This is a genomic window from Psychrosphaera algicola (assembly GCF_028401425.1).
Classification (GTDB): Bacteria; Pseudomonadota; Gammaproteobacteria; order Enterobacterales; family Alteromonadaceae; genus Psychrosphaera; species Psychrosphaera algicola.
This window is the reverse complement of record NZ_JAQOMS010000002.1, coordinates 140,312-163,872: the sequence shown is the minus strand read 5'-3', so window position 1 is coordinate 163,872 and position 23,561 is coordinate 140,312. Positions and strand designations below refer to the sequence as shown.

The 23,561-nt window shown below is 38.3% G+C and carries 31 protein-coding genes and 3 pseudogenes; 6 read left to right on the top strand and 28 right to left on the bottom strand.

The window, feature by feature from the left end; translation table 11 throughout:
- Positions 1-90: 90 nt before the first annotated feature.
- The 3 genes from PN838_RS00910 to PN838_RS00900 form a co-directional block, all read right to left on the bottom strand.
- The gene (locus tag PN838_RS00910; protein WP_272179487.1) at positions 91-489 is read right to left on the bottom strand and encodes a hypothetical protein; all 399 of its coding nucleotides are present in this window, start codon (positions 487-489) and stop codon (positions 91-93) included.
- 616 nt (positions 490-1,105) lie between these two features.
- Positions 1,106-1,939: a sulfatase-like hydrolase/transferase gene (locus tag PN838_RS00905; protein WP_334313243.1), complete on the bottom strand. Its 834-nt coding sequence runs from the start codon at positions 1,937-1,939 to the stop codon at positions 1,106-1,108.
- A 104-nt stretch (positions 1,940-2,043) separates the two neighbouring features.
- Entirely contained in the window at positions 2,044-2,598 is a 555-nt protein-coding gene (locus tag PN838_RS00900) for a sulfatase-like hydrolase/transferase (RefSeq protein ID WP_272179486.1), read from the bottom strand.
- Positions 2,599-3,022: 424 nt separating this feature from the next.
- On the opposite strand from PN838_RS00900, the gene PN838_RS00895 reads away from it, so the two are divergent.
- Together PN838_RS00895 and PN838_RS00890 are read left to right on the top strand one after the other, a co-directional pair.
- Positions 3,023-3,262, top strand: a complete 240-nt coding sequence (locus PN838_RS00895; protein ID WP_272179485.1) for a type II toxin-antitoxin system ParD family antitoxin — start codon at positions 3,023-3,025, stop codon at positions 3,260-3,262.
- A gap of 55 nt (positions 3,263-3,317) precedes the next feature.
- Positions 3,318-3,554 carry a type II toxin-antitoxin system RelE/ParE family toxin gene (locus tag PN838_RS00890; RefSeq protein WP_334313464.1) on the top strand — a complete coding sequence of 79 codons (237 nt, stop codon included), beginning with the start codon at positions 3,318-3,320 and terminating at the stop codon, positions 3,552-3,554.
- A gap of 87 nt (positions 3,555-3,641) precedes the next feature.
- Here PN838_RS00890 and PN838_RS00885 read toward each other — a convergent pair whose 3' ends face one another.
- From PN838_RS00885 to PN838_RS00855, 7 genes are all read right to left on the bottom strand, one after another.
- Entirely contained in the window at positions 3,642-4,055 is a 414-nt protein-coding gene (locus PN838_RS00885) for a hypothetical protein (protein WP_272179484.1), read from the bottom strand.
- A gap of 131 nt (positions 4,056-4,186) precedes the next feature.
- On the bottom strand, positions 4,187-4,492 hold the full coding sequence (locus PN838_RS00880; RefSeq protein ID WP_272179483.1) for a type II toxin-antitoxin system RelE/ParE family toxin: 306 nt from the start codon (positions 4,490-4,492) through the stop codon (positions 4,187-4,189).
- Entirely contained in the window at positions 4,480-4,737 is a 258-nt protein-coding gene (locus PN838_RS00875) for a type II toxin-antitoxin system Phd/YefM family antitoxin (RefSeq protein WP_215963065.1), read from the bottom strand. Before PN838_RS00875 ends, PN838_RS00880 begins: the two co-directional genes overlap by 13 nt.
- A gap of 166 nt (positions 4,738-4,903) precedes the next feature.
- Entirely contained in the window at positions 4,904-5,191 is a 288-nt protein-coding gene (locus PN838_RS00870) for a hypothetical protein (protein ID WP_272179482.1), read from the bottom strand.
- 110 nt (positions 5,192-5,301) lie between these two features.
- Complete coding sequence (locus PN838_RS00865) at positions 5,302-5,595, bottom strand: HigA family addiction module antitoxin (RefSeq protein ID WP_272179481.1); 294 nt, start codon at positions 5,593-5,595, stop codon at positions 5,302-5,304.
- Positions 5,595-5,873 (bottom strand): type II toxin-antitoxin system RelE/ParE family toxin, encoded by a 279-nt coding sequence (locus tag PN838_RS00860; RefSeq protein WP_272179480.1) that lies wholly within the window; start codon positions 5,871-5,873, stop codon positions 5,595-5,597. Before PN838_RS00860 ends, PN838_RS00865 begins: the two co-directional genes overlap by 1 nt.
- A 163-nt stretch (positions 5,874-6,036) precedes the next feature.
- Positions 6,037-6,756, bottom strand: a complete 720-nt coding sequence (locus PN838_RS00855; protein ID WP_272179479.1) for a CPBP family intramembrane glutamic endopeptidase — start codon at positions 6,754-6,756, stop codon at positions 6,037-6,039.
- Between the two features lie 215 nt (positions 6,757-6,971).
- On the opposite strand from PN838_RS00855, the pseudogene PN838_RS00850 reads away from it, so the two are divergent.
- Positions 6,972-8,016: pseudogene (locus PN838_RS00850) on the top strand (IS110 family RNA-guided transposase).
- 521 nt (positions 8,017-8,537) lie between these two features.
- Here PN838_RS00850 and PN838_RS00845 read toward each other — a convergent pair.
- The 3 genes and pseudogenes from PN838_RS00845 to PN838_RS27800 all read right to left on the bottom strand — a co-directional run bounded on the left by PN838_RS00845 (position 8,538) and on the right by PN838_RS27800 (position 11,267).
- Positions 8,538-9,017 carry a hypothetical protein gene (locus PN838_RS00845; protein WP_215964018.1) on the bottom strand — a complete coding sequence of 160 codons (480 nt, stop codon included), beginning with the start codon at positions 9,015-9,017 and terminating at the stop codon, positions 8,538-8,540.
- Between the two features lie 107 nt (positions 9,018-9,124).
- A complete protein-coding gene (locus tag PN838_RS00840) occupies positions 9,125-9,427 on the bottom strand; it encodes a hypothetical protein (RefSeq protein ID WP_272179478.1) in 303 nt (100 codons plus the stop codon).
- Positions 9,428-9,738: 311 nt separating this feature from the next.
- Positions 9,739-11,267: pseudogene (locus PN838_RS27800) on the bottom strand (transposase).
- Between the two features lie 479 nt (positions 11,268-11,746).
- Here PN838_RS27800 and PN838_RS00825 point away from each other — a divergent pair.
- A pseudogene (locus tag PN838_RS00825) lies at positions 11,747-13,013 on the top strand (IS110 family RNA-guided transposase).
- Between the two features lie 50 nt (positions 13,014-13,063).
- On the opposite strand, the gene PN838_RS00820 reads toward PN838_RS00825, so the two are convergent.
- The 15 genes from PN838_RS00820 to PN838_RS00750 all read right to left on the bottom strand — a co-directional run bounded on the left by PN838_RS00820 (position 13,064) and on the right by PN838_RS00750 (position 22,750).
- Positions 13,064-13,243 carry a YceK/YidQ family lipoprotein gene (locus tag PN838_RS00820; RefSeq protein WP_272182481.1) on the bottom strand — a complete coding sequence of 60 codons (180 nt, stop codon included), beginning with the start codon at positions 13,241-13,243 and terminating at the stop codon, positions 13,064-13,066.
- A gap of 696 nt (positions 13,244-13,939) precedes the next feature.
- Positions 13,940-14,362 carry a hypothetical protein gene (locus tag PN838_RS00815; protein ID WP_272179475.1) on the bottom strand — a complete coding sequence of 141 codons (423 nt, stop codon included), beginning with the start codon at positions 14,360-14,362 and terminating at the stop codon, positions 13,940-13,942.
- Positions 14,363-14,471: 109 nt separating this feature from the next.
- The gene (locus PN838_RS00810) at positions 14,472-14,630 is read right to left on the bottom strand and encodes a hypothetical protein (RefSeq protein WP_272179474.1); all 159 of its coding nucleotides are present in this window, start codon (positions 14,628-14,630) and stop codon (positions 14,472-14,474) included.
- A gap of 5 nt (positions 14,631-14,635) precedes the next feature.
- Positions 14,636-14,872: a hypothetical protein gene (locus PN838_RS00805; RefSeq protein ID WP_272179473.1), complete on the bottom strand. Its 237-nt coding sequence runs from the start codon at positions 14,870-14,872 to the stop codon at positions 14,636-14,638.
- A gap of 110 nt (positions 14,873-14,982) precedes the next feature.
- Complete coding sequence (locus tag PN838_RS00800) at positions 14,983-15,267, bottom strand: barstar family protein (protein ID WP_272179472.1); 285 nt, start codon at positions 15,265-15,267, stop codon at positions 14,983-14,985.
- 509 nt (positions 15,268-15,776) lie between these two features.
- The gene (locus PN838_RS00795; protein ID WP_272179471.1) at positions 15,777-16,466 is read right to left on the bottom strand and encodes a hypothetical protein; all 690 of its coding nucleotides are present in this window, start codon (positions 16,464-16,466) and stop codon (positions 15,777-15,779) included.
- A gap of 534 nt (positions 16,467-17,000) precedes the next feature.
- Positions 17,001-17,345, bottom strand: coding sequence for a hypothetical protein (locus tag PN838_RS00790; RefSeq protein WP_272179470.1), 345 nt, complete (start codon positions 17,343-17,345; stop codon positions 17,001-17,003).
- Positions 17,346-17,445: 100 nt separating this feature from the next.
- Positions 17,446-17,895, bottom strand: coding sequence for a DUF6438 domain-containing protein (locus tag PN838_RS00785; RefSeq protein ID WP_272179469.1), 450 nt, complete (start codon positions 17,893-17,895; stop codon positions 17,446-17,448).
- 467 nt (positions 17,896-18,362) lie between these two features.
- Positions 18,363-19,877, bottom strand: coding sequence for an efflux RND transporter permease subunit (locus tag PN838_RS00780; protein WP_272182480.1), 1,515 nt, complete (start codon positions 19,875-19,877; stop codon positions 18,363-18,365).
- A gap of 20 nt (positions 19,878-19,897) precedes the next feature.
- Complete coding sequence (locus PN838_RS00775) at positions 19,898-20,956, bottom strand: efflux RND transporter permease subunit (protein WP_272179468.1); 1,059 nt, start codon at positions 20,954-20,956, stop codon at positions 19,898-19,900.
- Positions 20,926-21,303 carry an efflux RND transporter permease subunit gene (locus PN838_RS00770; protein WP_272182479.1) on the bottom strand — a complete coding sequence of 126 codons (378 nt, stop codon included), beginning with the start codon at positions 21,301-21,303 and terminating at the stop codon, positions 20,926-20,928. Before PN838_RS00770 ends, PN838_RS00775 begins: the two co-directional genes overlap by 31 nt.
- 53 nt (positions 21,304-21,356) lie before the next feature.
- A complete protein-coding gene (locus PN838_RS00765) occupies positions 21,357-21,512 on the bottom strand; it encodes an efflux RND transporter permease subunit (protein WP_272179467.1) in 156 nt (51 codons plus the stop codon).
- Between the two features lie 30 nt (positions 21,513-21,542).
- Positions 21,543-21,776: a permuted SH3 domain-containing protein gene (locus PN838_RS00760; protein WP_272179466.1), complete on the bottom strand. Its 234-nt coding sequence runs from the start codon at positions 21,774-21,776 to the stop codon at positions 21,543-21,545.
- Positions 21,757-22,305, bottom strand: coding sequence for an efflux RND transporter periplasmic adaptor subunit (locus tag PN838_RS00755; RefSeq protein WP_272179465.1), 549 nt, complete (start codon positions 22,303-22,305; stop codon positions 21,757-21,759). The genes PN838_RS00760 and PN838_RS00755 overlap by 20 nt, the downstream gene beginning before the upstream one ends.
- Positions 22,277-22,750: an efflux RND transporter periplasmic adaptor subunit gene (locus tag PN838_RS00750; protein ID WP_272179464.1), complete on the bottom strand. Its 474-nt coding sequence runs from the start codon at positions 22,748-22,750 to the stop codon at positions 22,277-22,279. Before PN838_RS00750 ends, PN838_RS00755 begins: the two co-directional genes overlap by 29 nt.
- Positions 22,751-22,929: 179 nt before the next feature.
- On the opposite strand from PN838_RS00750, the gene PN838_RS00745 reads away from it, so the two are divergent.
- Together PN838_RS00745 and PN838_RS00740 are read left to right on the top strand one after the other, a co-directional pair.
- Positions 22,930-23,433, top strand: a complete 504-nt coding sequence (locus PN838_RS00745) for a TetR/AcrR family transcriptional regulator (RefSeq protein ID WP_272179463.1) — start codon at positions 22,930-22,932, stop codon at positions 23,431-23,433.
- Entirely contained in the window at positions 23,420-23,560 is a 141-nt protein-coding gene (locus PN838_RS00740) for a hypothetical protein (RefSeq protein ID WP_272179462.1), read from the top strand. The genes PN838_RS00745 and PN838_RS00740 overlap by 14 nt, the downstream gene beginning before the upstream one ends.
- The last annotated feature ends 1 nt before the right edge of the window (position 23,561 follow it).

The window sequence follows — 23,561 nt, the reverse complement described above, 5'->3', positions numbered from 1 at the left end:
CAATAAAGGACGAACGTTACGGCTAAATTTCGTGATATAGGAGATACTAGAACTTTTATCAGCCTAAGGTTAACTGGCTACTCGGAGATATTATTCGATACAAGGTTTACTCACTTTATTGTTTGTGCCTTCTTCAATAATCCAGTATAAAACGCGCATGCCGTCTCGTTTTTTAGTTGCCAAGTAAACTTTGCCTTTTTCTGCTTTAAAGACAACGCAACCATCTCCCGATACTTGACCCTGAATATATTTCAACTCAATCTTATTATTACCGATAGGGATTTTTGCTGTTTCTGGATAACCGTCCATAGACATAAAATCGTATGTACTTTCACCGTTTATTGAGGAAATGTAGAGTCTTTCATCGAATGCGACAAAAATACCATGGTCATGCTCTGAATCGGCCTTTAGCGTGACAAGATCAGTGTCGGCTGCATTTACAAGAGATTTAGGTACATATACCGATGTTGATTTACACCCAACAAACAAAAGACACAAACTAGTTATTAATATATTTCTAAACATAAAAACCTTAAAGCAGCTAACTATCGTCGCGCAAAAATACGTTAGCCTCGTTGTTTATTTTCAACCAGCGTAGCGTGAAACCTTAAAACAAACAAGATACTAGAAGTGTACAAGCGTGTTGTTATTGAGCTATTTTCCAAGCCCGGTTTTTGCCCATACAAAGGCAAGATACCAATAATAAATACAACCAGAGCATAAGCCCGTACGCCCCGAACCAGTAAGCCGGCAAAGGCAACAGGTCTATTAACCCATTGCCGTTGATTAGCTCTGCTAGGTGCACAAAGAAACAACTCCTAAAGCTTTGCCCCTAAGCTCTATCCCTAAGCAGGCCCCCTGTCCGAGGCCGTCGATATAGTCGTGCAATAGTTAATAAGGGTCTTGTGGTTTTATTTTAATTATCTTTTCATAATCAACTATTTTGTTCTCTTTTTTCCATTTGTCACACATAGCTGTTAGTTTTTTACCAGGTCTGGTTTTAATTTTGCCAAGTTATTAGTTTCACCCGGATCGTTATTTAAATCATAAAGTTCGTATGTGATCCCTGGTTTCGCAAGTGTTTGTAGATACCAACCAGCCTCAATTAAAAGCTTCCATCGACCTTGATAAATGACGCTTTGCTGGCCTTTATCGTTGAAAAAATAGCTTCAGGCGGTAACATTTTATTGCCTTTAAGACTCGCCAAAACACTCCGCCCGTCTGGTTTTCTTGGTACTGATCCATGAAACTTTTCAGGAAATTCGGTGTTAGTGATCTCTAGTAAGGTAGGAGTTATGTCACCAACCCACACTAAATCATCTGAAATCGTTCCCGGCTTTATTACGTCAGGCCAACTCGCAATAGCATGCGTTCGTGCACCACCTTCCCAAAGCAAGGCTTTAACCCCTTTATAAGGTGAATTCATTAGATCACCAATATGAGATGCCGCACCATTATCTGAAAAGTACAAAATAAGCGTATTTTCATACTCGCCATTATCTTTTAGGCTTTGTATCAGCTTACCTACATTTTCATCTAACTTTTCTACCATAGCGGCGTGTACAGCAGCTTGTAGACGGAATTTCTCAATTTTTTCTTTATCTTGCTTTGTCCATAAAAAGTTATTATTAGCGATATCACCATTTTGTGGAAACAAGCCTGCAGAAACCAATCCCTTATGGCGATCATCAGCTACTTTTTGTAGATCTGTATAACGTTTTAGATATTTTTGAACGAGTTCTTCTGGAGCCTGCAGTGGTTTATGTGGCGCTCGGTAAGCAACATACATAAAAAATGGATCTGTTTGATCTGAAGCTTCTTCTATCAAATCAACGGCTCGGTCTGTAATGCCGTCGGTTGAGTAAAAGGCTTTCCCCGATTTTCCATGACAAGCACCATAATGTTTTTTGAGAAAAGGTGTGTCAGCATAGCAGTGCATATTATAGTTATAATCGTATTTTAACGTTGCCCTATCATTCCCATCATAATATTGATGTTTATCTTCCGGAGTCGCAAAAAGATTTCCTTGTGCTCCAATGAAAACTAAGCTTTTCTGAAAACCTCGCTGAGGGGCAAACTAAGGTAATCTTGGTCCATTTCATATTGGGTCAGTTCCATACCTGAATGCGACGCTATCCATTCTGGTGACATTTCTTTCGGGTTCTCTTTAATATAGCTTCCACCTAAATGCCATTTACCAACCATCATTGTTTGATAACCATTACTTCCAAGTAATTCGGAAATTAACGGTTGCTCATAAGACAATCGCCCACGGTGAGCTTCAAAAGGTAATTCACGCACCCAATCACCAACAACGCCGCCACCAAAACCAACGTGTGCAGCATCTACCCCAGTTAATAAAGTTGCACGTGTTGGACTGCATCTGGCATTACTATAAAAGTTACTAAAACGGACCCCATCATTAGCTAGTTGATCAATATTAGGGGTTTCAATTTCACCACCAAAACTTCCTAAATCGGTATAACCAGAGTCATCTGAAAGAATAACGATAATGTTAGGTCGTTTATCTTCTGAATAACTACTAAACGAAAGCAAAATGGTGAGCATAACAAACCAAAGAGTTAATAATTTTTTCATGGACTGGCATCTATTGTTTATTGTTGACAATTAACGAGTATATATTAATGAATAATAAAATACAGTAAGGCAGAGCAAGTTTATTTTATAGGCTATAACTTTCAGCTCAGATCCCTCGTCATTCGTAAAGATACATAAAAGTGACTAAATTTGATTAAGGCATGCGCACATGTTTTTAATTGATTAAGAAAGCTTTAATGGAATCTTTATTTCTATAGTTACGGCAAACTATCCTACTCGAAGACACTACAGTTCAAGGAGGGAACACAAAATGGAGAGCTAGAACTGCCCTTCCTTATTCATTGATGATATTTAATAGACGCGTAGCGGCACGGCAAAAAGCCAACTGTTTTTGTCCGTTTGATTACCTTGATATATTTTTCAGACTATTACCCAATATATATTGGTACTTGAGGTTTACATTATGGCTAAGAATACGAGCGTAACATTAGGCGAGCATGTTGATAAATTTATACATCAGCAACTTAACTCAGATCGTTCTGGCACTGCAAGTGAAGTCATTCGTGCTGGTTTAAGAGCATTGGAAGATCAGGAAGTAAAAATACTTAATTTAGGTAATATGCTTATTGAAGGTGAAAACAGTGGTGTTTCCGATTATTCCTATGATTCTTTGATCTTAGAGTTGGACAAAGATAACCACTAATGCCTAAATTCACATTATCAGGAAAAGCTAAAAACGATTTAATAAAAGTAGCAAAATACACTCTTTAACATGGGAAACCGCTCAACGAAATGATTATTTAATACTATTAGTTAATACGTTCCATCAATTAGCTGATGAACCTGTGTTAGTAGTTAATTGCGATTATTTAAGAGAAGGTTACAGAAAACGCCCTCAAGGTGGTTACGTAGTTTATTATAAAAAGCACAAAACAAATCAAATTTTGATTGTAAGAATGTTACACAAAAGTATGGGTGTTAATCGCGCGCTCTGAAAAATATAAGGCCGCATTCAGAGGCTAGAGGCTAAAAATAGTGATGCACGAACAAAAGCTAACTTGGTTTTGTCCTGTTTAAATGCCCTATACGTTTAAACACAAGCAACCAGAGTACTGGTAGCAATATAATTTCCAAAAATACACCGACAGAACCAATATCACCATAAACAAGTGTCGTTTTAAAAAACGAACAAAACCATTAGGATCAAGCGGTATATAATTTATGTTACCGTGAAAAAGCATAGAAACTAAAATAACAATAGAAATACTTAACCACTTTTTACTTGGTTCATAACTATGAACGAGAAATGCTGGGATCAAAGCAGCTAAGCCAATACCAACAAAATTTTGAGCGATATGGTAAAAATCAAAATTACCTTTCCATTGAAACCACCAAAATATTTTACCCGCAGCAGCAATCCCTATTGCGGAAATTGTCAGTGCATAATAACAAGTGGCTATACACATACTTAGTAAGATTAATTTTAGGTAATTCATACAATATCCTTAAGAAGCGTATTACGCCTCGTTAAGAGGCAAATAATATGTTGGCTAAAATTGCGAGGAACGAGCACTAGCCAACTGTTTAGCAGTGTCCGTTTAAGCAACTTGTATGGATAATAACTTCACTAAATTAGCAAGAACCGCCTAAGATCTTGTTCTTGACGCATAACGTGCAATATAAAAACCTTGTTCCCATCAATTTTATAAAATACTCGACATGGCTTTATTACTAGCTCCCTGTAATTAAGGGTCGGTATTTCCAAAGGAACTTTTCCCGATTCGGGGTGTACTTCTAGTACTTCTAGCCTTTCTATTTTACTAAATACAGTCTGAACTAGTTTTTTCGCAGCAATCAAATTAGCCACTGCAATGTATTCAGCAATTTCATCAAGCTTATTAAGAGCTGATTGTGTCCAAACTATTTCAGCCATTTATTCATTTGCTCTTTAGCCTGCGTATTTGAAACGACTTGCTCATTTCTAATTGCCTGCTCTCCTCGAGCGATTCCTTCCAATATCGACATACGCTTTTGCATCATTTCAAAATCATCAACATCGACCAAATATGCAGATGGCTGACCATGCTCAGTAATTAAAACTGGTTCTTTAGAAGAATGGAGATCTGCCAATATTTTAGTGGCCTGCCTCTTTAAGGTTGTAACTAATTCTACTTTCATAATCGAACTCTTAACAGGGGTGAGTGCTACTATAGTATCACTGAAAGCAAAACTTTCAACTGTATAGCTAACGCCCAAATAATGGGCGGATTAGCTTGGCTAAAATGTGAAGCGGAGCGAAACCTAGCCAACTGTTAGCAGTCCCGCTTAATTTTCTTTTTATATTTCAGTTGCTTCTTTGGTCTGCAAGAAATGCCGCATACTCAGATCTAGCTTTACTATCAGGTTTTATACCTTTAGATTCACACCAGCTAACAAGCTTACTAATTTTGATAGATATCTTTTTAACTTGCTCGCCATTAGCCCTAAGTTCACCAATAGCATTTTCAGCATTATGTCGCCATTCTTGATAAGTATCATCTAGCGTAGTTGGATCATCTACTGTTTCTTTTAAACACTTCCATTCTTCAGGCTGAAACCATGCGAAAGAATAAACTATTTGTTGTTCACTCATGCTTGAATACTCCGTGAAATATAACGCCTAGCTAAGAGGACAATAATGATTGGCTATAATCGCGGAGTGATGGCCAACTGTTATTTTTCCTTTTGAGCAACTTATAGTTTTTATGCCACTGTAAAATTTACTGCATGAACATTTGTTAAATTAATTTGCTGTTTAGCATGCCAAAGATCATAGTTATCTTGCATTGCTAACCAACTCTCAGGGGTTCTGCCAATTGCTTTAGACAAACGAAGTGCCATTTCTGGTGAGATAGCACTTTGCCCTTTTAGAACCCTATTTAAAGTAGATGATGCTACATCTAGTTGTTTTGCCAAATAACGACAGCTAAAGCCTGTTGGCTCTAGATATACGTCATAAATAAACTCTCCATGGTGTGGCGGGTTATGCATAGTCATTAGTGATAGTCCTCATAGTTGAGAATATATGCATTACCATCGATGAATTCAAAAGTAATGCGCCAGTTACCATTTACTGTAATAGACCAAATCCCATCACGATCCCCTTTTAATGGGTGCAATTTAAAACCGGGTAAATTGATATCATCAATTTCTTGAGCGGTATCTATTGCGGTCAGTTGCATACGTAATTTACGTTGATGTTTTGCCTGAATACCTGAAATACTTCCAGTTTGGAAGTATTTCTTAAGGCCTTTGTGTTTAAAAGATTTAATCATGCAACAAGTGTAGCGTGATGCGCATCAGTTGTCGATAAGAATATAACGCCTACTTAAGTGGAAAAATATAGTTGGCTAAAATGTTGAACGGAGTGAAAACAGCCAACTGTATTTTTTCCGTTTGAAGTTCTTGTTAGCTTTCAGTCTACGATCTTTAGATACTTTAACTATTGTAGGTTGAAATAAAAGCAATTGTATTGCCAACACTATGTGCAATTATAGTAGGCCACAGGTTGCGTCCACAACGATAGTAAGCCGTTCCCCATATTAAGGCTAAAACACCAGCTCCCACTATCCCTCGAGCTCCTTGCCAAAAATGAGCTAAACCAAAAATCAGTGAAGATACAACAATTGCCAGTATCCAACTTTTAGTTGTACCACCAAACTTCTTCGCAAGAAAATTCATAATGAATCCTCTAAAAAGTAACTCTTCACCAATAACGGCTAGCCACATCAAAGGAGTAAGTAAGAGTAACAAAGGTAAATTCCCTACCAATACACTTTTTCTTGGTGATGAGTCCGTCACTGTCCCTACAATAAGATCGAAAGACTCCATGACGATAGAGCCACTCACAAGTCCAATCAGTATAATGATTAATGCCCAAAGAGATGCGAACAATAATGATCTAAATCTAGTACTGCCAAATGTGGGCCACGACAACCCAAGTTCTCTAAGGTTATTACCATTATTTTTATATATAAAAATTAAAGAGATTGTCAAAACGAAATAGGGAATACTTCCACCTAATACAGGTAGAAAATCAAAAATATGACCAAAGTTTTTTGATTCACGTATATAAATTAAAACTGCAAACACGCAAAAGGTAATAAGGTAGAGGTAATTAGCTTTTTTGCTAGATATTTTGTTAACTAAATTTTCCATTTTAAATCCGTTTAAATAATCTTACACCCAAGCCCGTATTGAAAGCTAACGCCCCAATAAGGGGCTAAAAATTGTTTGCTAAAATGTGTAGCGAAGCGAAACCGAGCAAACTGTTTTTTGTCCCGCTTGAACGACTTGATACTTATTGAACCTTCTCCCCGAAGTTTAGCTTTTAGCTAAACTTCAAGGCGACCAAACCAAAAGGAGAAAGCTCAATGAAATTTTATACTAAATTACACAATTTTTACTGCGGAATCGACCTACATGCTCGAATTCTTTATGTCTGCATATTAAATAACAAAGGCGAAAAGGTTCTTCACCAGAAGATTGGCGCTGATAAACGAGCGTTATTAAATTTGCTGCAACCCTATATAGGTGACGTGGTCGTTGCCGTTGAGTGTATGCATTGCTGGTATTGGGTCAGTGATTTATGCGCTGAGCACAACATTGATTTTGTCCTAGGTCATGCTTTATATATGAAAGCTATCCACGGTGGTAAAGCCAAAAACGATAAAATCGACTCATATAAAATTGCTAGTTTGTTAAGAGGCGGTAACTTTCCTCTTGCCTATGATTATCCAAGAGAGATGAGAGCGACTCGCGATTTACTGCGCCGACGAACTAAGTTGGTTCAGCATGGAGCCCAACTTAAAGCTCATGTTGTAAACACGAATAGCCAATACAACTACCCTGCTCTTGAGTTAAACATGAAGAATAAATGTGTCAGGGATGAGTTTAAATCCCGCTATGACGATGAGGTGGTTCAGCGAAACGTAACCTTTGATTTAGTCATTCTCGAAAGTTATGCCCTAGAGTTAAAAAAACTAGAATGTTTTTTAGAAAATAAAGCAAAGCAACATCGACCTGACTACTATGCTCAACTCAGAACGGTGCCTTAGCATTGGTTTAATCCTAGCCATGACTATCTTATATGAGATTGGGGATATCAACCGTTTTGAGTCCGTACAAAATTTTGCCTCCTACTCTCGATTAGTGAAATGTAAGGCTGAATCCGCTGGGAAAACCTACGGCACAAGTGGCAATAAAATTGGAAACGGTCATCTTAAATGGGCATTCAGTGAAGCAGCCGTGCTCTATTTACGAGGTAATGACAAAGCTAGACGCTACCTAAACAAACTGCAAAAACGCATGAGCAAAGCCAAAGCGTTATCGGCTTTAGCACACAAGCTTGGTCGAGCAGTCTATTTCATGTTAAAGAATAAAACGGTATTTGATGATGAACGTTTTTTAAAAGCTTAAGTCGCACAATGGGGTGAGCTGAACGCCTAACTAGATAAGAAAGAACTATCGCGTGTTATTTGTGGCCTATTTGTTTTAAGCAACATATCGCAGGTAAATATAGTCGCTGTATAAGCTACTAGGTCTTGATTAGACACCCCATTGGTGCGCATTAACAATGAGCAAAATTGTTTACACCTTAGCTGAGCCTGAAACTAACTGGACTTATGAGCCAACTGACTTGAATAGCGCCTTCGTAAGGTTAACCGATGAATGTCTCGGCTTTGGCATCCTGCGTCGCTCTACCTCCTAAATCCATTTAGTCGTAGTGCCCCTAACCAACAAAAGGAATGACAGAGTTAGGCAGTGATGAGACCACAATAAGAGAGCCTCTATATGTGTTTGCCGTAAACAATTTTAACGGCCACAATGACATTGCGAAGTAGATTATTTTGCTGATTGACGAATACAATTAGCTGCCTAACAGCAGCTAAAAAGATCCTATTGTCTATTTGACGGAAGAAGGTTCATATGTGTTATATTTACTGAAACTTACCCATAAACTTTTGTTGTGGGATATGACTTTTTAAGTTTGAAATTGCCCATGTCTGAAATTCATCGGTGTTTTTAGGGCGCTTCCAATCTTTTTGTTGATTGTTAGACCAAACATAAGCCTCCATAAAACCCGCGCGATATACACTGAATAACTCCTTTGGATAAGAGTTCGAATATTTACTTTTATCCGTTTCATTTTCGTACATTTGAGCCATAGCTTTTCTAGCACTAACTTCACATTTCATTGGATAACGATCATAAGATGCATTTTCGTTTTGTATACATATACCAAGCCCGAAACTATAACCAAACCATAAACTGCTTTCTGCATCGTTTAGCTCAGGGTGTGCGTCCGAGTACATCATGAATTCAAGGTGGTTAGCTTGTTCTTTTGTTGAGGCACAAGAAAATAGAAATACAGATAATAATATAATTAGAAAAGACTTCATTGGTTCACGAAACTCCATGTAAATATAACGCCCGCATAATGGGCGTATTAGACTTGGCTAAAATTAGCGAAGAATGAGCGTCCAGCCAAGTTTAAGACGTCCATTATTAATGCGCTTGTTATACGCTAAAAGCCATAATTGAAAGACCACCCTACTGAAGCATATACAGTTTCTTCAGTGACACCAATAGTCAGATTTGATAGAAAAAACCTTAAGGTTCCTTCAATAGCTAATGCAGAGTTTTTCCCATTAAATACATGAGTATTTTCTTCATATGGTTTAATGTAGCTCAAACCAATATCATAGCCGCCAAAATACTGAAATTTAGAAAATGACACTGTAACCTTTTGACCATGGGTTCCAAGTCCATATCTATATGATATCCCCTTAGCACCTCCTTCTAAAGGTTCCTGATCCCAATAGCCCAAATATATATATTCACCTATGAACTGATCACCAATATTGACCGAATGGAATATGGGTGAATCAAGAGCTTTGCCTTAAACGGTATGATTAATATAATAGTAATTAAAAATAAAAGTTTCATTAGCGTATAACGAGCCTGTAGATTAACTCGTTTATCTATTAATTTTTATGGAATAAACGTTATCTGAGTTTTATTGAGCTTTCAATTTTAAATTCTAATTTACTGTGCGATTTCGGGGATTATCGACTTTAAAGCCTTTTTTGGGGGATAGGATGAGTGATTGACGGGGTCTATAAGCCCATAGGCTTTCGATTAATGCAGTCTGTCCTTTAGCTTCTCTATATTATGAACCAAACAATACATTTGCCATTGGGCATTTACCTTTTCCTGCCCTCGTAGGGTGAATTTATCCATGCCTTTATTAACACATATGTTGCCAAATACCGGCTCTATTGCCCCTAACCGTTTGCTGTATTGCCGTCGGCCAATCGAGCTGTCTATTTTGACTTTCATCCGGTCGGTAAAACTCAGCGATTTTTCTTTATTAATTTGAAACTGAACTTGGCGCCCGGTCTTGTTTGGCGGCTTTCTCATACACTCGCGTTGCAATGGACACGATTTACAATCTTTCAAGTAACCGGTAAACCGCACATACGATTTGTCACCGCTGTTAATACTTTGGCTTTGTCGCCACAGCGTTTTCCCTGCTGGACATTGGCAACTGCCGCTTTCTTTATCAAAGTAAAAGGCCTCAGATGTGAACAGTTTGCTTTTTACTTTTCTGCGTTTGTGCCGACGCTTTTCTTTTTCACTTTGATACTTTTCACTACTTTTAAACAGAGGGTTTCGACTTCTAAATCCTGTATCTGCAACATAACAATCTAACCCTGTGCTCGATAAATAGCTTAAGTTTGCTTCACTGTGAAAGCCGCTGTCGGCGGTAAATTTCGATTTCGATAGTGACTCCGGTGTGCCCAATTTACTCAACTGAGTTTTCAATTGTTCGATTGCCGGCTTTAACGTTTGTTGCTCGCCTACGCTGCCCCATGTTTGAGCTTGCAAAATAACTTGGTGTTTGTCGTCGTTTATCGCGATACCGTTATAACCTTGGATTGTACCTTTGCTTGTGGTCATTTTGGCGCTGTCCGGATCGGTCACATTGCTTTTTACAGGCGTGCCCCTGCTGCCCAATTTTTCGTCATGATTGTCTAGGTAGGCTTTGATTTTATCGGCGCTCGCGTCCAACTTTTTTGTTGCTTTAAGTCGTGTTCTATTCCATCTTCTGGCTGAGTGTCTAGGGCTTGATGCCGTTCCAATATACGTTGGCTGGCTCTACGCAATTTGGCTTCTTTTCGGTGCAACTCTTCAAATGTTCCGCTCCACTCTTTACTGGCATTCGATTTGATTTTACAACCATCAATGGCAAACATGTTGCGACCGATTAAGCCTTCACGGTCGCATATCATCAACACTTGGGTAAACAGTGGCTCGATTTGCTCTTTCATATTTGCGACAAAACTCGCAATACTGGTGAAGTGAGGCTGGATATCACCAGATAGACTCATAAAGGTGATATTCGTTTCACAGGCCAACGCGATTTTTCGGCTGCTGATAATACCGCGGGAATAGGCAAATATAATGACCTTTAACATGACACCTTGGCGAATAAGCGGTAGCGCCCGTTTTATCGTTGTTATACCACGCATCAAACCCCGTTAAATCCAGATGATTATCGACAATGTGAGCCAATGCATACTCAAAGGTTCCCGAAGTATTTGACGCGAAAAGTCGATGGGAATGAACTTACTCTGGCAGGATAAGTCAGGTTTGTACTTTGCCATTGGGAATTATCTCTGGCGGAATAATATCAATTAGATCATAGCGAAGCGCATAGCACAAACGAAAATGAGGCTAAATAACAAACAAGTTTAGCAATCAATACTGAACGAACTTTTGATCATAAAGGGACTTATTCTACAGCCTCAACGCCTCATTAAGAGGCTAAAAATAGTTGGTTAAAATAAGCGACGAAGGAGCAAAAACCAACTGTTTTTTGTCCTGCTTTAATGACTTATAGTTGCTCCGTTCCACTAATTAATCTGTTTACCTAGCTCATTAATAAGCGGAATATGCTTCTGTTGCTTACGAATATTTGAGCGCAAACACTCGATGCTTTTAACAAGACTTTCGGAGCAACAGAGGTCACTTGTTTCAATACGCATACTCAGGGATTGCCGTTTATATCGACTATCTATAAGACCTGCGAGAAACAATATTTCAGCCATATTCCATGGTTAACTTTACGCTTCGGAGTTAAAAAATGAAAGTATTTAATCCTTCCGATTTTACTGCTCTTATCGCTATTGATTGGGCCGACCGTAAGCACGACATTTGTGAACTCGATCACCAAAACAACAAACCCATTTTTAGCGTAATTTCCTCTAAACCCGAGGCGATTAGTGCTTGGGCTAATGCTTTAAAGCAGAAGTACAATGGGCAACAAATTGCGGTCGCCTGTGAATTAAAAAAGGGGCCTTTAATTTACGCATTAAGTAAATTTAAACATATCGTTTTGTTTACTATCAATCCGTCAACTGTCGCAAAATACCGAAAGGCATTTACACATAGCGGTGCCAAAGATGACCCCACTGATGCAGCTATCCAATTAGAAATATTGCAACAGCACATGAGTAAATTAAAAGTTATCACTCCCGACACCGAAAGTATTAGGTCACTAGCTCAACTGGTGGAATACCGCCGAACACTGGTGCAGGACCGAGTTGACTTAACGAATAGGCTCTCCACTACATTAAAAAATTATTACCCGCATGTACTTGATTGGTTTAAAGAAAAAGACAGCATGATATTCTGTGATTTTCTTTCACGTTGGCCATCACTTGCACAAGTTAAACGGGCTAGAAAGCAAACCTTAATTGACTTTTTAACCAACACAATTCACGTTACTCAGCGGTAAATGAAAAGCGTATTATAGAAATTAAGCAAGCTGAACCATTAACGAACGACAATGCCATAATCAGTCCTAACCAACTTCTTGTTGAATGTTTGATTGGGCAACTCAAGCAATTAATGTCATCAATCGAACGATTCGACCATGAGATAAAATCGATTTATAAAAAGAACAGCGACCGATTTATTTATGATAGCTTGCTAGGAGCTGGTCCCCAAATGGCCCCTCGATTATTAGCCGCAATGGGGTCAAATCGCGAGCGTTACCAGTCATGTGAAGAGATACAAAAATACGCCGGTATTGCTCCTGTAACGGAACGAAGTGGCAAAAAGAATGGATACATTGGCGCTACTCATGCACAACCTTTTTAAGGCAGACATTTGTAGAATGGGCTGGTCAATCAGTGCGATATTCGTTTTGGGCCAAAGCTTATTACCAACAACAAGTAAGCAAAGGAAAGCCACATAATACTATCATTCGTGCGCTGGCATTTAAGTGGATAAGGATACTGTTTAGATGTTGGAAAACAAAGACGGCATACGATGAAACAACCTACCTTGAAGCACTAAAGCGTAAGGGCTCACCCCTTCTGAAATATGCGGTGGAAAGTGAGTATTAATACTTGCTGTCCACCTCAGGGCGTGTTGTTATGTACGTGCCAAAACAATATTAATTAACTTTAATATTACCTTTATTTGATTGAGTTACAATCGTATACGGGATTACAACAGTATCAGCAACAACAGAGAAAACTGAATCAAAAACAAACCAAGGCACATCATTAATACCACCACCTAAATTCTTACTTTTGCTAGGCTCTCCATATAAAAGACAAAAATTATATGAAATACCACTGTAAATACGAGGAATTTCCTCACAATAGCTTTTTTACCTTGATGCTTAATAACAACATGATTTTTTCGGGAGAAAGGGTTTTGACTGTAGCGCAAGAGCAACAAAGGACTGCGAATAGAGTAAGCAATAAATTTCTCAATGTTTAAAATTCCTTTTTAGTACATAACGCCTCATTAAGAGGCAAAAAATAGTTGGTTAAAATAAGCGACGAAGGAGCAAAAACCAACTGTTTTTTGTCCTTTTGAATGACTTGTTATGTTTCAGATACCACAAACCAAAACACATACTGAAAAATAGTACATAAAAGTATTGGTAAATGAACCAAGTACTTGTTGTTTGCCAAAGTAAAATTTAAAAACTTATAGTTTAATCTTGGGGCGTTAAGTGAGTAATACAAAGAAACAACTGCAAGTACATAATAAAAAAGTGCAACGATTATAGCTGAGGTGGTTAACCAAAAGTCCTTTAACATGACTATTTCAAATCCCGCATTAAATACGAAAGGAAATGAACTAAAAATAAAAGCAATAGCTACTGAAATTGATAAACCTTTTTCGAACACAACCATTCCCGATTGAAACATAACGCCCGCATAAGCAGCGGACCAATTTAGGACGCATTTATGCGTCGTTTCTTTTGCATTAAATGGGGCCAAAGTTGAGGCCGTCTGACTTAATGCGCTTGTTATGTTTAAAATTGAAAACCGACACCGAGTATTAATTTACTTTGGTTTTCAGAACTAGAGTAGATGCCAATCTTTGCACTCATAGTTAAAATAGAAGCGGTTGTGACTAAGCCTATAACATTTGAATCATCTAATCTTCCGATACTGGCACCATATCTAAAACTTCCACCAAATAGTCCCTTATATCCTCGACCAAAAGTAGCAAGTTTATTATTTTTGCCAACCTCGATATCAGCATAAAGATACTGTGAAAGTTCACCTTCAGCTAACTTCTCAGAAGTAGGGCTATCAATAATATAGGCGCCACCAATTACAAGGGAGGCCTCTTCTGTGTGATTCCAATAAAGGCCACCCAATAAATTAAGTTCATTACTTTTGGAAGTTGCTTGAAAGGACAACAAACAAAAAATCCAAAACAAAGTTTTCACGGGTTATTCCTTTAAACATAACGCCTCATTAAGAGGCAAAAAATAGTTGGTTAAAATAAGCGACGAAGGAGCAAAAACCAACTGTTTTTTGTCCTGCTTTAATGACTTGTTATGAGTATTCTGCAACCCAACTAGCAATCCATAATAACATTACCACCGAGCTTACCATTGCTTGTTTTCTTCTTTTTAGAACAAGTTTATCAAAGTCAGAAGAACATAGATTTGGCGTAACCGTTTTTTCATCACCAAATAAAAAATAAACAACCATCCAAATTAATAAAGTGCCCCTAATATCATCCAAACCCAGCCAAAACCGATGTACAGAGGCGAAATGATATATGAGGTTAATTGCAAAAAGAAACGAGGTGACTTTAACGTTCTCGCTTTTGCACCATGCTTATTTGCATAATCTACAAAGGAAATAGCAGAACCTTCATCTAGTATCGTTTTTTGATATATTCCAATTCCTGCCGTGATTATTGGCAGAAGAAATATTAAAAGCTCAATCATCCCTAATACTCATAACGCCTCATTAAGAGGCTAAAAATAGTTGGTTAAAATAAGCGACGAAGGAGCAAAAACCAACTGTTTTTTGTCCTGCTTTAATGACTTGTTATATTTCACTTTACACAAAACTCGATTTCTCGGTCTTGTTCTGTTGCTGCCTCAGTAAAAATGGCTAACACCTTAGTTTGAAATGATTTAAGTTCACCCAAATTAACACTGGAATTAACAGACATCAATTTGTACGGCGGCTCAATAGAATTGATAGAGCCTGTAATTAACGAATCAGCCAAAGCATCTAAATTATGCCCATGCCAATCTGGAGCTCCAACTTGTGATAAGAGTACATCGTAAAATTGATCTTCGGATTTGATTAGACTCCAATCAATGAGTATTTCCATGAACCTTCCGTGAAATATAACGCCTCACTAAGAAGCAAAACAGTTTGTTGGACTGGTTGTTGCGTCGTTTGCAAGAACCGGTACAACTCTGTTTTGTCTTTCTTTAGTGACTTGTTAGCTGGCAACCTTCAGAGTGTGCAATTTACTGCTGCCACTGTAAGTTACCGACTAATCCAAGCCAAAACAGAATTCCGCTGTGAGACAATTTTTAATTAATAATTCATGGTTCAACTTTCTCAGATAAACCACACTTTTTCAAAACATAAAATGTGAGTAGCCAAACTACCACACTACTTAAATACTTTACGAAACGTTATCGGGATTTGGTGCAAACTAGGAAATGTTGAAATATTGCTTTGATTTGAGCAGAACACATTCCTTGTTTAAATAAAAATCCTAGCCCTTCCTTTGACTTGCTAACGCCTCATTAAGAGGCAATAAAATAGTTGGTTAAAATAAGCGAGGCACGAGCAAAAACCAACTGTTTTTTGTCCTGCTTTAATGACTTGTTATAAGCCAACTTTAGGAAGTTGATGACTTTTAGTTAATTCACGGCTATTTAAATTCAGTACCGCTGAATATGAGACACCAGCTTTTTGATAAATAAGGAACAATTCATTTTTATTTAAAAGTGTATGATCAACAATTAGCTCCACTTCTTTGATTAACTCTTCGTAAGCTGAACCATCGGGATTTGTGATCGCTATTGTTGTTAAATCAGACGCAGACAGACGGTTATCATGATCAGAGTCCAACTTAACTAGTTGATATAAGATTGCGACAATTGGCTCTTTTGAGTTGTAACCACCTAATCTCAACTTATCACTGCGCTCTATTAGATAATCAGTATGGTTAAATAACCACTTTTCTTCAGAAGTATCGGTATTAATGAATAGATAGTTACGAGTAGAATTTGATGATTTACTGAAATAGGCTCGATCAAAGGATTGATCAGAATTAAGTGGGAGCATTAAGATTTTCCCATCGTCTATTTCTGAAAATTGTCCTAGTTTCCAGTTTTCCTTTATTTCTGCATTTTCTTCGATATTTACAATATTTCGGGTTGTTCTTTCCCTAGTAACATCTTGAAAGAGCTTGTATGTAGCAAAAGCGAGTAGACCTACCGCAAGAATTCCTGCAACAGATATAATTAGCCCATTGAAACGCCAAACTAATTTAAAAAACTTATTTTCTTCCATGATACTCCAAACTAGCCTTTGGCTTATAACGCCTACTTAAGCGGAAAAATATTGTTGGCTAAAATGTTGAACGGAGTGAAAACAGCCAACTGTATTTTTCCGTTTGAAGTTCTTGTTAGGTATACACTGCTCGAAAGAGAACAATACCTGTAATGATTATTAAAGAACAATATATAAATTGCTCGGCTAAGTATATAAATAATCTACTTTTTACAGAACACTTAAACATATAAGACTCTTTGTAAATTAAGCCATAAATTAGCAATACAAACCATCCTAAAAAGAATAGAGATACGAATACGAGTTTTGCAAATGGCTGAATTAGGATCTCACTAATTGCCAGCCCACAAAGTGAGAATACAACGATTAAGAAAGTAGACTCAAAAATAGCTTTGAATTTTTCTTTAAGGATGAACACTAGACTCAATACTTCCTTGTATACCTAACGCCTCATTAAGAGGCGAAAAATTGTTGGCTAAAATTAGCGACGAAGGAGCAAAAGCCAACTGTTTTTTGTCCTGCTTTAATGACTTGTTATGTGTTGGCTGACAACTTACTGTAAATCAACTGTTTTTTAGCCTCAGATTTACAACTATCAAATTGCTCAAATAAACCAAACCAAAAAAGCCGTTCATTCATTGTCATACCACCGATGTTTCCAATTGCACTTGTATTGAAAGATGACCACAACTTATAAAGGTGATTATGAGTTTCCTTACTCTCTATCCAAGAGTGACCCAAAAACCTTTCAATGGTCGATTGAAGCTGAACCACACTTTCACCATTAATCTTCCAGTCTTTCAATACGCGCAATAACTTAGCAACATCAGCGTCGCTATCGTATTTTTGGACTTCGTTGACAAATTCATCGTAATTCATAGAAACACATAACGCCTCATTAAGAGGCTAAAAATAGTTGGTTAAAATAAGCGAGGCACGAGCAAAAACCAACTGTTTTTTGTCCTGCTTTAATGACTTGTTATATTAACCCTTTACCATTTAATACAACAACTTGTTCAAATTTAGAAAACATATTTACTATTACCTGTTCCTCAGCAAAATCAGAACAACCTAAATTATGTGTTACTTTTAATTCAGCTTCTTGAAGCTGAATACCAATAGAAACAGTTGAGTGATCAGTTTTATATGAGCCACATTTAAAAGTTGCCTCTTTTGAGTGAGAGTTTCCAAAGTAACCAATTCTAGATAATTTTAAGAAGTTATTATTATCAACAAGGTTGATTAAACTCTTATATGTACCTTTTTCTAGAGCTCCTCGATAAGCTCCTATTTTTATTACGTGTGCATGCCCAATAAAAACAAAGTTATCATCAGGAAAAATATAAAAGTCATATACTGGGCAAGTTCCGTAACAAGCACCGCGACTAAAAGATATGGCTTGTGCTTTTGTAGGTGAATCAGCAACCATCCTCTCAATTTTGGGCTGCCATTGTTCTGTATCGGAACAACCAAACATTAGAATCAGAGAGACTAAATAGATTACTTTTTTGATAACAGGGCTCCGATTATGATTGGTTAATATAACAGTTTAATCAGGGAAAGTTTCCTCATAACCTGAAAAAATATTTTCCCTGTGTTTATTTTATTTATTAGTAGCAAATTCTTTGGGGGTTTGCAACGTTTATGTTTGGGAGATTGTAATCTTTTGGAAAATTTGTGGAAATGAGGAAAGTTTCCTCTTTTTCTGACTTAGGAGGAAAAACATTCAATACTGTATATAAAAACAGTCTAAAACTAAAACTAAAACTAAAACTAAAACTAAAACTAAAACTAAAACTACTCCAGTATGGGTCACTGCACATAAAAAAGGAACCTTTTAGGTTCCTTTTTTAACAATTGAAATGAGGATTATTTACACTAAACCTTCTTGGGTTTTTACGTGTTCTTTTTGTGGTTTTCCGCAATTTCATCTGCAAGTTCTTGGCGTGAACGTTTTTCTGTTAGCTTACGTTCTGTTAACCAATAGAAGAACATTGGTACAAAAAATACAGCTAGGAACGTTGCAGCCATCATACCGCCCATGACCCCAGTGCCTACACTATGACGTGCGCCTGCCCCAGCTCCAGAACTGAAGACTAAAGGCACTACACCAAGGATAAAGGCAAGTGATGTCATAATGATAGGTCTGAAACGTAATCGTGCAGCTTCAAGTGCCGCGCTACTCGCGCTCCAGCCTTCTTGATGTTTCATTAGGGCATATTCAACAATCAATATGGCATTTTTACTCGCTAACCCCAACAGGGTAACTAGGCCAATTTGGAAATAAACGTCATTTGTTAGGCCTGCTATCCAAACTGAAATGAGTGCGCCAAATGTACCAAAAGGCAAAGCTAACAATACTGAAATTGGCAGTGACCAACGCTCATAAAGTGCTGCCAGTATTAAAAACACCATAATTACAGCCAAGCCTAAAGCTAAACCAGTTGTACCCGAACTTTGGTTTTCTTGATACGCGGCGCCCGTCCATTCATACGTTAAGTTTGGTGGTAATACTTCTTTTGCAATGCGTTCCAATTCAGCAATCGCTTGACCAGAACTATAACCCGGTGCGGCACTACCTAATAATTTAACTGCTGGTAAGTTATTATATCGGTCTTGACTGTCAGGCCCGCGACTGAACTTCACATCAGCAAACGCCGAGATAGGAACCATTTCACCAGATTGACTCTTAACATATATACGGCCTATGTCTTCAGGCGAGTTTCTAAACTCTGCTTCTGCAGACATTACAACCTGCCATGCACGACCAAACTTATTAAAGTCATTTACGTAGTAAGTGCCTAAGTTGCCCGCTAACGCACTAAACGCATCACTAATATTAATGCCCATTGCACGAGCTTGTTCGCGGTCAACATCAACACTAAGTTGCGGAGCATTTGGACGCCATAACGTTTGTATGCCACCTAATATTGGACTTTTTTGGGCTGCCCCCATTAAGATCTGCATGCCTTGTTTAAGCTCTTCGGTACTGTTGTTGCCTTTACTTTGTAGGTAGACTTCAAAGCCGCCAGTATTGCCTAACCCCATAATTGCAGGTGGGTTAAACGCTAAAACTAAGGCTTCTTTAATATGTGCGGTTTTCATAAACAATTCGCCGACCAAAGAGTTGGTGTCTTGTTCACGTTCGCTCCAATCTTTTTGAGTAACGAATAACGTTGCGGCATTATTTTTATAACCACCACCGATGAAGTCAAAACCAGTAAACGCGACAATGTCTAAGTTCGCAGGGTTTGAGCGTACGGCCTCTATTACTTCGCCAACAACTTCTTCTGTGCGGGCCAATGATGCACCATCTGGCAAAAATACCGCTGATATATAAAATCCTTGGTCTTCATCTGGTACTAATGAACTTGGTGTGTTTTTCCACATTGCGCCGGTAATGGCAATCATACCGACCACAAGTACCAAACCTAAAAGCCACGTCGAACCATAAAGCTAACCGTACTTACATATTTACCTGTGATTGCAGTGAATTTGCGATTAAACCAAAGGAAAAAAGCAGACGTTTGTTTATGTTCTTGTTTTAAGATCAAAACACAAAGTGCTGGCGTCATGGTCAATGCCACAACACCTGACAAAAATACCGATATTGAAATTGTTATTGCGAACTGACGGAACAATTCTCCCGTTAAGCCACCTAAAAATGCGATAGGAACAAAAACTGAACACAACACAAGAACGATGGCGATAACTGGTCCACTGACTTCTTTCATTGCTTTAATTGCGGCTTCACGCGCACTAACACCTTCTTCATGCATAATTCGTTCGACGTTTTCAAGTACAACTATAGCGTCGTCGACAACAATACCAATGGATAACACCATGCCAAATAAGGTTAGCGTATTGATTGAATATCCAAGCATATATAAGCCAGCAAATGTGCCAAGCAATGAAACAGGTACGGCCAATGTTGGAATTAATGTCGCTCGCCAGTTTTGTAAGAATAGGAAAACAACTAAAAATACCAATACCATGGCTTCTGCTAATGTTTTTACAACCTCGGATATAGAAACTTCTACAAAACGAGTTGTGTCATAAGAGGTTGAGTGTTTTAAACCTTGTGGAAACGCAGCTTTAACCTCAGCCATAACATCATTTACGTCACTTGCGACATCCAAAGCATTTGAGTAAGGTTTTAAGAATACACCTAATAAGACGGCCTCTTTGCCATTAAATGTTCCCTTAAAGTTATAATCTTTGGCACCTAATTCAACACGCGCAACGTCTTTTAATCGTAAACTGCTGCCATCAGGATTTGCTCTAATAATAATGTTTTCAAATTCTTCAGGCTGTGACAGACGTCCCTGAGCAGTTACGTTATACACTAATTCCTGTGGCGAACTCGACGTAGGCGTCGCACCAATTTTACCGGCGGCATATTGAGAATTTTGACTTCTAATTGCACCGGCAACATCATCTACAGTCACTTTTAACTGGCTCATGATATCTGGACGCAACCAAATACGCATTGCGTAATCCTTGGCACCAAAAACTTGGACACTGGTGGTTCGGGAATACGTTTAACTCGGTCTAGAATATTTAACGTCACGTAGTTTGACGTCCACAAACTCGATTTACTGCCATCTGGTGAGTAAAAAGCATGGATCTGCAAAAAGCTTGAAGACGCCTTTTCAACGACAACGCCCTGTCTGCGAGTTTCTTCTGGCAACCTTGCTTCAACCTGTTTAACTCGGTTGTTTACATCTACTGTTGCTTTATCTACGTCTGTGCCTATTTCAAATGTAACTGAAATAGTTACTACGCCTGAACTTGAAGAGGTCGATGACATATACATCATGCCTTCAACGCCAGTAATAGCGTTTTCGATCGGCGATGCAACGGTTTGCGACAGTACTTCTGCAGACGCACTTATGGGTACATTGCTGTTACATTTACAACCGGAGGCGAAATTTGTGGGTATTGTGCAATAGGCAAGCTTCGCATTGAAGCTAAGCCTGCTAATACAATGACAATGGAAATGACAAACGCAAATATGGGTCTGTCAATAAAGTATCTTGAAAACATGAACTGTCCTTTTATTAACTTACTTTGCGTTTATTTAGTTGCTGTTGGTGCGGCTTCTTGAGCAATTGCGACCGGCATACCAGGGAAGAAAATACGTGCCATCCCATCAATTATCACTTGGTCACCTTGTTTCAAACCAGAACGGACAACCCAAAAGTTTTTAATTTCCCCGTCAACCGTTTGTTGTACCCACTCGCCAACTTTAATAGGTGCAGGTTGCGCTATCAACATGCCGTTTTCTGCTTTAGCCGCATAGGTATACAAATTTGCCAGTTCCGTTGTCTAAAACGGCTCGTTGTGGCACTACGTAAGCATTTTTACGGATAGCACCAGATAGCGAAACCCGTACAAATTGTCCCGGTCGTAAACTAAATTCAGGATTAGGAATAATGGCTTGTAATTCACTTGTGCCAGTTGCTTGATTTACACGAATGTCGTTGAAGTTAACAGATCCAGCATGAGCATAAGCAGAACCATCTTGTAGTTTAATGCTTGCTTGCCAGTGACCATTTTCAGGTAACGTTAGACTGCCGGCAGTTTGGTCTTTACGCATCGCGAGTTGTTCACGCTCAGACAAACCAAAACGTAAACGGATTGGGTCAAGTTGCGTAATTTGGCTCAATAGGAGCTCTGGGCCTGATACAAATGTACCTACAGACACAAATTCTCGACCCATTACACCACCAATAGGCGCTTTAACTTGAGCGTAATCTAGATTCAAATTAGCTTGTTTTAATTCGATTTTTGCTTTGTTCACTTCAGCTTCAGAGACTTCTACGGAAGTACTGGGCACTATCTAATTCACTTTGAGAAATAGACATAGTGTTTTTTAATTTTGATAATCGAGCGACATCTTTATTTGCTTTATTTAACGTTGCCTTGGCACTTTCTAAAGACGCTTCTGCGCGAGCCACAGCCAATTGATACGGTTCAATATCGACCGTGAACAAAGACTGCCCTGTTGTTACAGTTTGGCCTTCATCAAAATTTCTCGATGTTAAAATACCACCCACACGCGAACGTACTTCAATTTCTTTTGAACCAGACAACGTCGCTGGTAATTCAATATTAAAAGGTACGTCCTGAGTCGTTGCCGACATAACCTGCACACTCGCAGGAGGCATTCCACCATGGCCACCGGCAGAAGGTGTTTCACCGCAACCAACCATTATAAGAGAAATGACTGTTAAAACAGGGAGTTTTAAAAGGGGTAAAACTTGAATATTCTTAATTTGCATATTGGTTCCAAACTCAATTCAGTACGTTTATAAATAAGGGGTTAAGCAAAAGTAAACGATAGTGTATACTAAAAATAATTACAGGTACACGCAATCGTTTACTTTGTTTGTAAAAATATTAAATTGTCCGTTAGCATGTTAATTGAAACGGTAACTATTATTTAAAGGCGCGAAAAATTATGACCTTATGCAATTCGCTAGGCAATTGTCCGGAGAAAAGTAACTCTAAACAAGACGATATCTTGTGTGCCGCTATTAGTGAATTTGCTAAATTTGGTGTTTTGGGCTCCACCATGGAACATATCGCCAAACGAGCTCAAGTCTCCAAACGAACGTTATATAAAAATTACGCCAACAAAGATGAATTGTTTGACGCCGTTATAGATTTGCAACTCGGTACAATTAGTCGCCTAACAGAATGTCCCTATCAAATGGATATTCCTATGCATGAGCAATTGAGAAAACTCGCTTACCAAGCAATTAAGTTAACCAATAATGAAGATTATTTAACGCTGTCACGTATCGTGATCATTGAGTCCATGCGTTCTAAAGAAGCTGCGGATAAAGTGAATTCAAAATTTAAAGACTGCGAAAAAGGCATGTCTGGCTGGTTTTCCACAGCCGAGCGAGCCGGCGCATTGGAGGGATCCCGCAAAAACTGCGGCAACTATGTTTTATGGTAGCTTAAAACAATTGGTTTATTGGGAACGAGCAATTAAATGGCAACCGGAACGCACAGAAGAAGAGTTGTCAGTGATGGTAGAACAAGTATGTAGTGTGTTTGCCAAAGGCTTTAGTTCAACAAATTAGT

What these genes read in the sequence shown, in the direction of transcription:
- PN838_RS00905 (WP_334313243.1), bottom strand. Translation starts at nt 1,939, where the DNA reads ATGCACTGCTATGCTGACACACCTTTTCTCAAAAAACATTATGGTGCT.
- PN838_RS00900 (WP_272179486.1), bottom strand. Translation starts at nt 2,598, where the DNA reads ATGAAAAAATTATTAACTCTTTGGTTTGTTATGCTCACCATTTTGCTT.
- PN838_RS00895 (WP_272179485.1), top strand. Translation starts at nt 3,023, where the DNA reads ATGGCTAAGAATACGAGCGTAACATTAGGCGAGCATGTTGATAAATTT.
- PN838_RS00885 (WP_272179484.1), bottom strand. Translation starts at nt 4,055, where the DNA reads ATGAATTACCTAAAATTAATCTTACTAAGTATGTGTATAGCCACTTGT.
- PN838_RS00880 (WP_272179483.1), bottom strand. Translation starts at nt 4,492, where the DNA reads ATGGCTGAAATAGTTTGGACACAATCAGCTCTTAATAAGCTTGATGAA.
- PN838_RS00875 (WP_215963065.1), bottom strand. Translation starts at nt 4,737, where the DNA reads ATGAAAGTAGAATTAGTTACAACCTTAAAGAGGCAGGCCACTAAAATA.
- PN838_RS00870 (WP_272179482.1), bottom strand. Translation starts at nt 5,191, where the DNA reads ATGAGTGAACAACAAATAGTTTATTCTTTCGCATGGTTTCAGCCTGAA.
- PN838_RS00865 (WP_272179481.1), bottom strand. Translation starts at nt 5,595, where the DNA reads ATGACTATGCATAACCCGCCACACCATGGAGAGTTTATTTATGACGTA.
- PN838_RS00860 (WP_272179480.1), bottom strand. Translation starts at nt 5,873, where the DNA reads ATGATTAAATCTTTTAAACACAAAGGCCTTAAGAAATACTTCCAAACT.
- PN838_RS00855 (WP_272179479.1), bottom strand. Translation starts at nt 6,756, where the DNA reads ATGGAAAATTTAGTTAACAAAATATCTAGCAAAAAAGCTAATTACCTC.
- PN838_RS00845 (WP_215964018.1), bottom strand. Translation starts at nt 9,017, where the DNA reads ATGGAGTTTCGTGAACCAATGAAGTCTTTTCTAATTATATTATTATCT.
- PN838_RS00810 (WP_272179474.1), bottom strand. Translation starts at nt 14,630, where the DNA reads ATGGTTGTTTATTTTTTATTTGGTGATGAAAAAACGGTTACGCCAAAT.
- PN838_RS00805 (WP_272179473.1), bottom strand. Translation starts at nt 14,872, where the DNA reads ATGATTGAGCTTTTAATATTTCTTCTGCCAATAATCACGGCAGGAATT.
- PN838_RS00800 (WP_272179472.1), bottom strand. Translation starts at nt 15,267, where the DNA reads ATGGAAATACTCATTGATTGGAGTCTAATCAAATCCGAAGATCAATTT.
- PN838_RS00795 (WP_272179471.1), bottom strand. Translation starts at nt 16,466, where the DNA reads ATGGAAGAAAATAAGTTTTTTAAATTAGTTTGGCGTTTCAATGGGCTA.
- PN838_RS00790 (WP_272179470.1), bottom strand. Translation starts at nt 17,345, where the DNA reads ATGAATTACGATGAATTTGTCAACGAAGTCCAAAAATACGATAGCGAC.
- PN838_RS00785 (WP_272179469.1), bottom strand. Translation starts at nt 17,895, where the DNA reads ATGGTTGCTGATTCACCTACAAAAGCACAAGCCATATCTTTTAGTCGC.
- PN838_RS00780 (WP_272182480.1), bottom strand. Translation starts at nt 19,877, where the DNA reads ATGATTGCCATTACCGGCGCAATGTGGAAAAACACACCAAGTTCATTA.
- PN838_RS00775 (WP_272179468.1), bottom strand. Translation starts at nt 20,956, where the DNA reads ATGCGTATTTGGTTGCGTCCAGATATCATGAGCCAGTTAAAAGTGACT.
- PN838_RS00765 (WP_272179467.1), bottom strand. Translation starts at nt 21,512, where the DNA reads ATGTTTTCAAGATACTTTATTGACAGACCCATATTTGCGTTTGTCATT.
- PN838_RS00750 (WP_272179464.1), bottom strand. Translation starts at nt 22,750, where the DNA reads ATGCAAATTAAGAATATTCAAGTTTTACCCCTTTTAAAACTCCCTGTT.
- PN838_RS00745 (WP_272179463.1), top strand. Translation starts at nt 22,930, where the DNA reads ATGACCTTATGCAATTCGCTAGGCAATTGTCCGGAGAAAAGTAACTCT.
- PN838_RS00740 (WP_272179462.1), top strand. Translation starts at nt 23,420, where the DNA reads ATGTTTTATGGTAGCTTAAAACAATTGGTTTATTGGGAACGAGCAATT.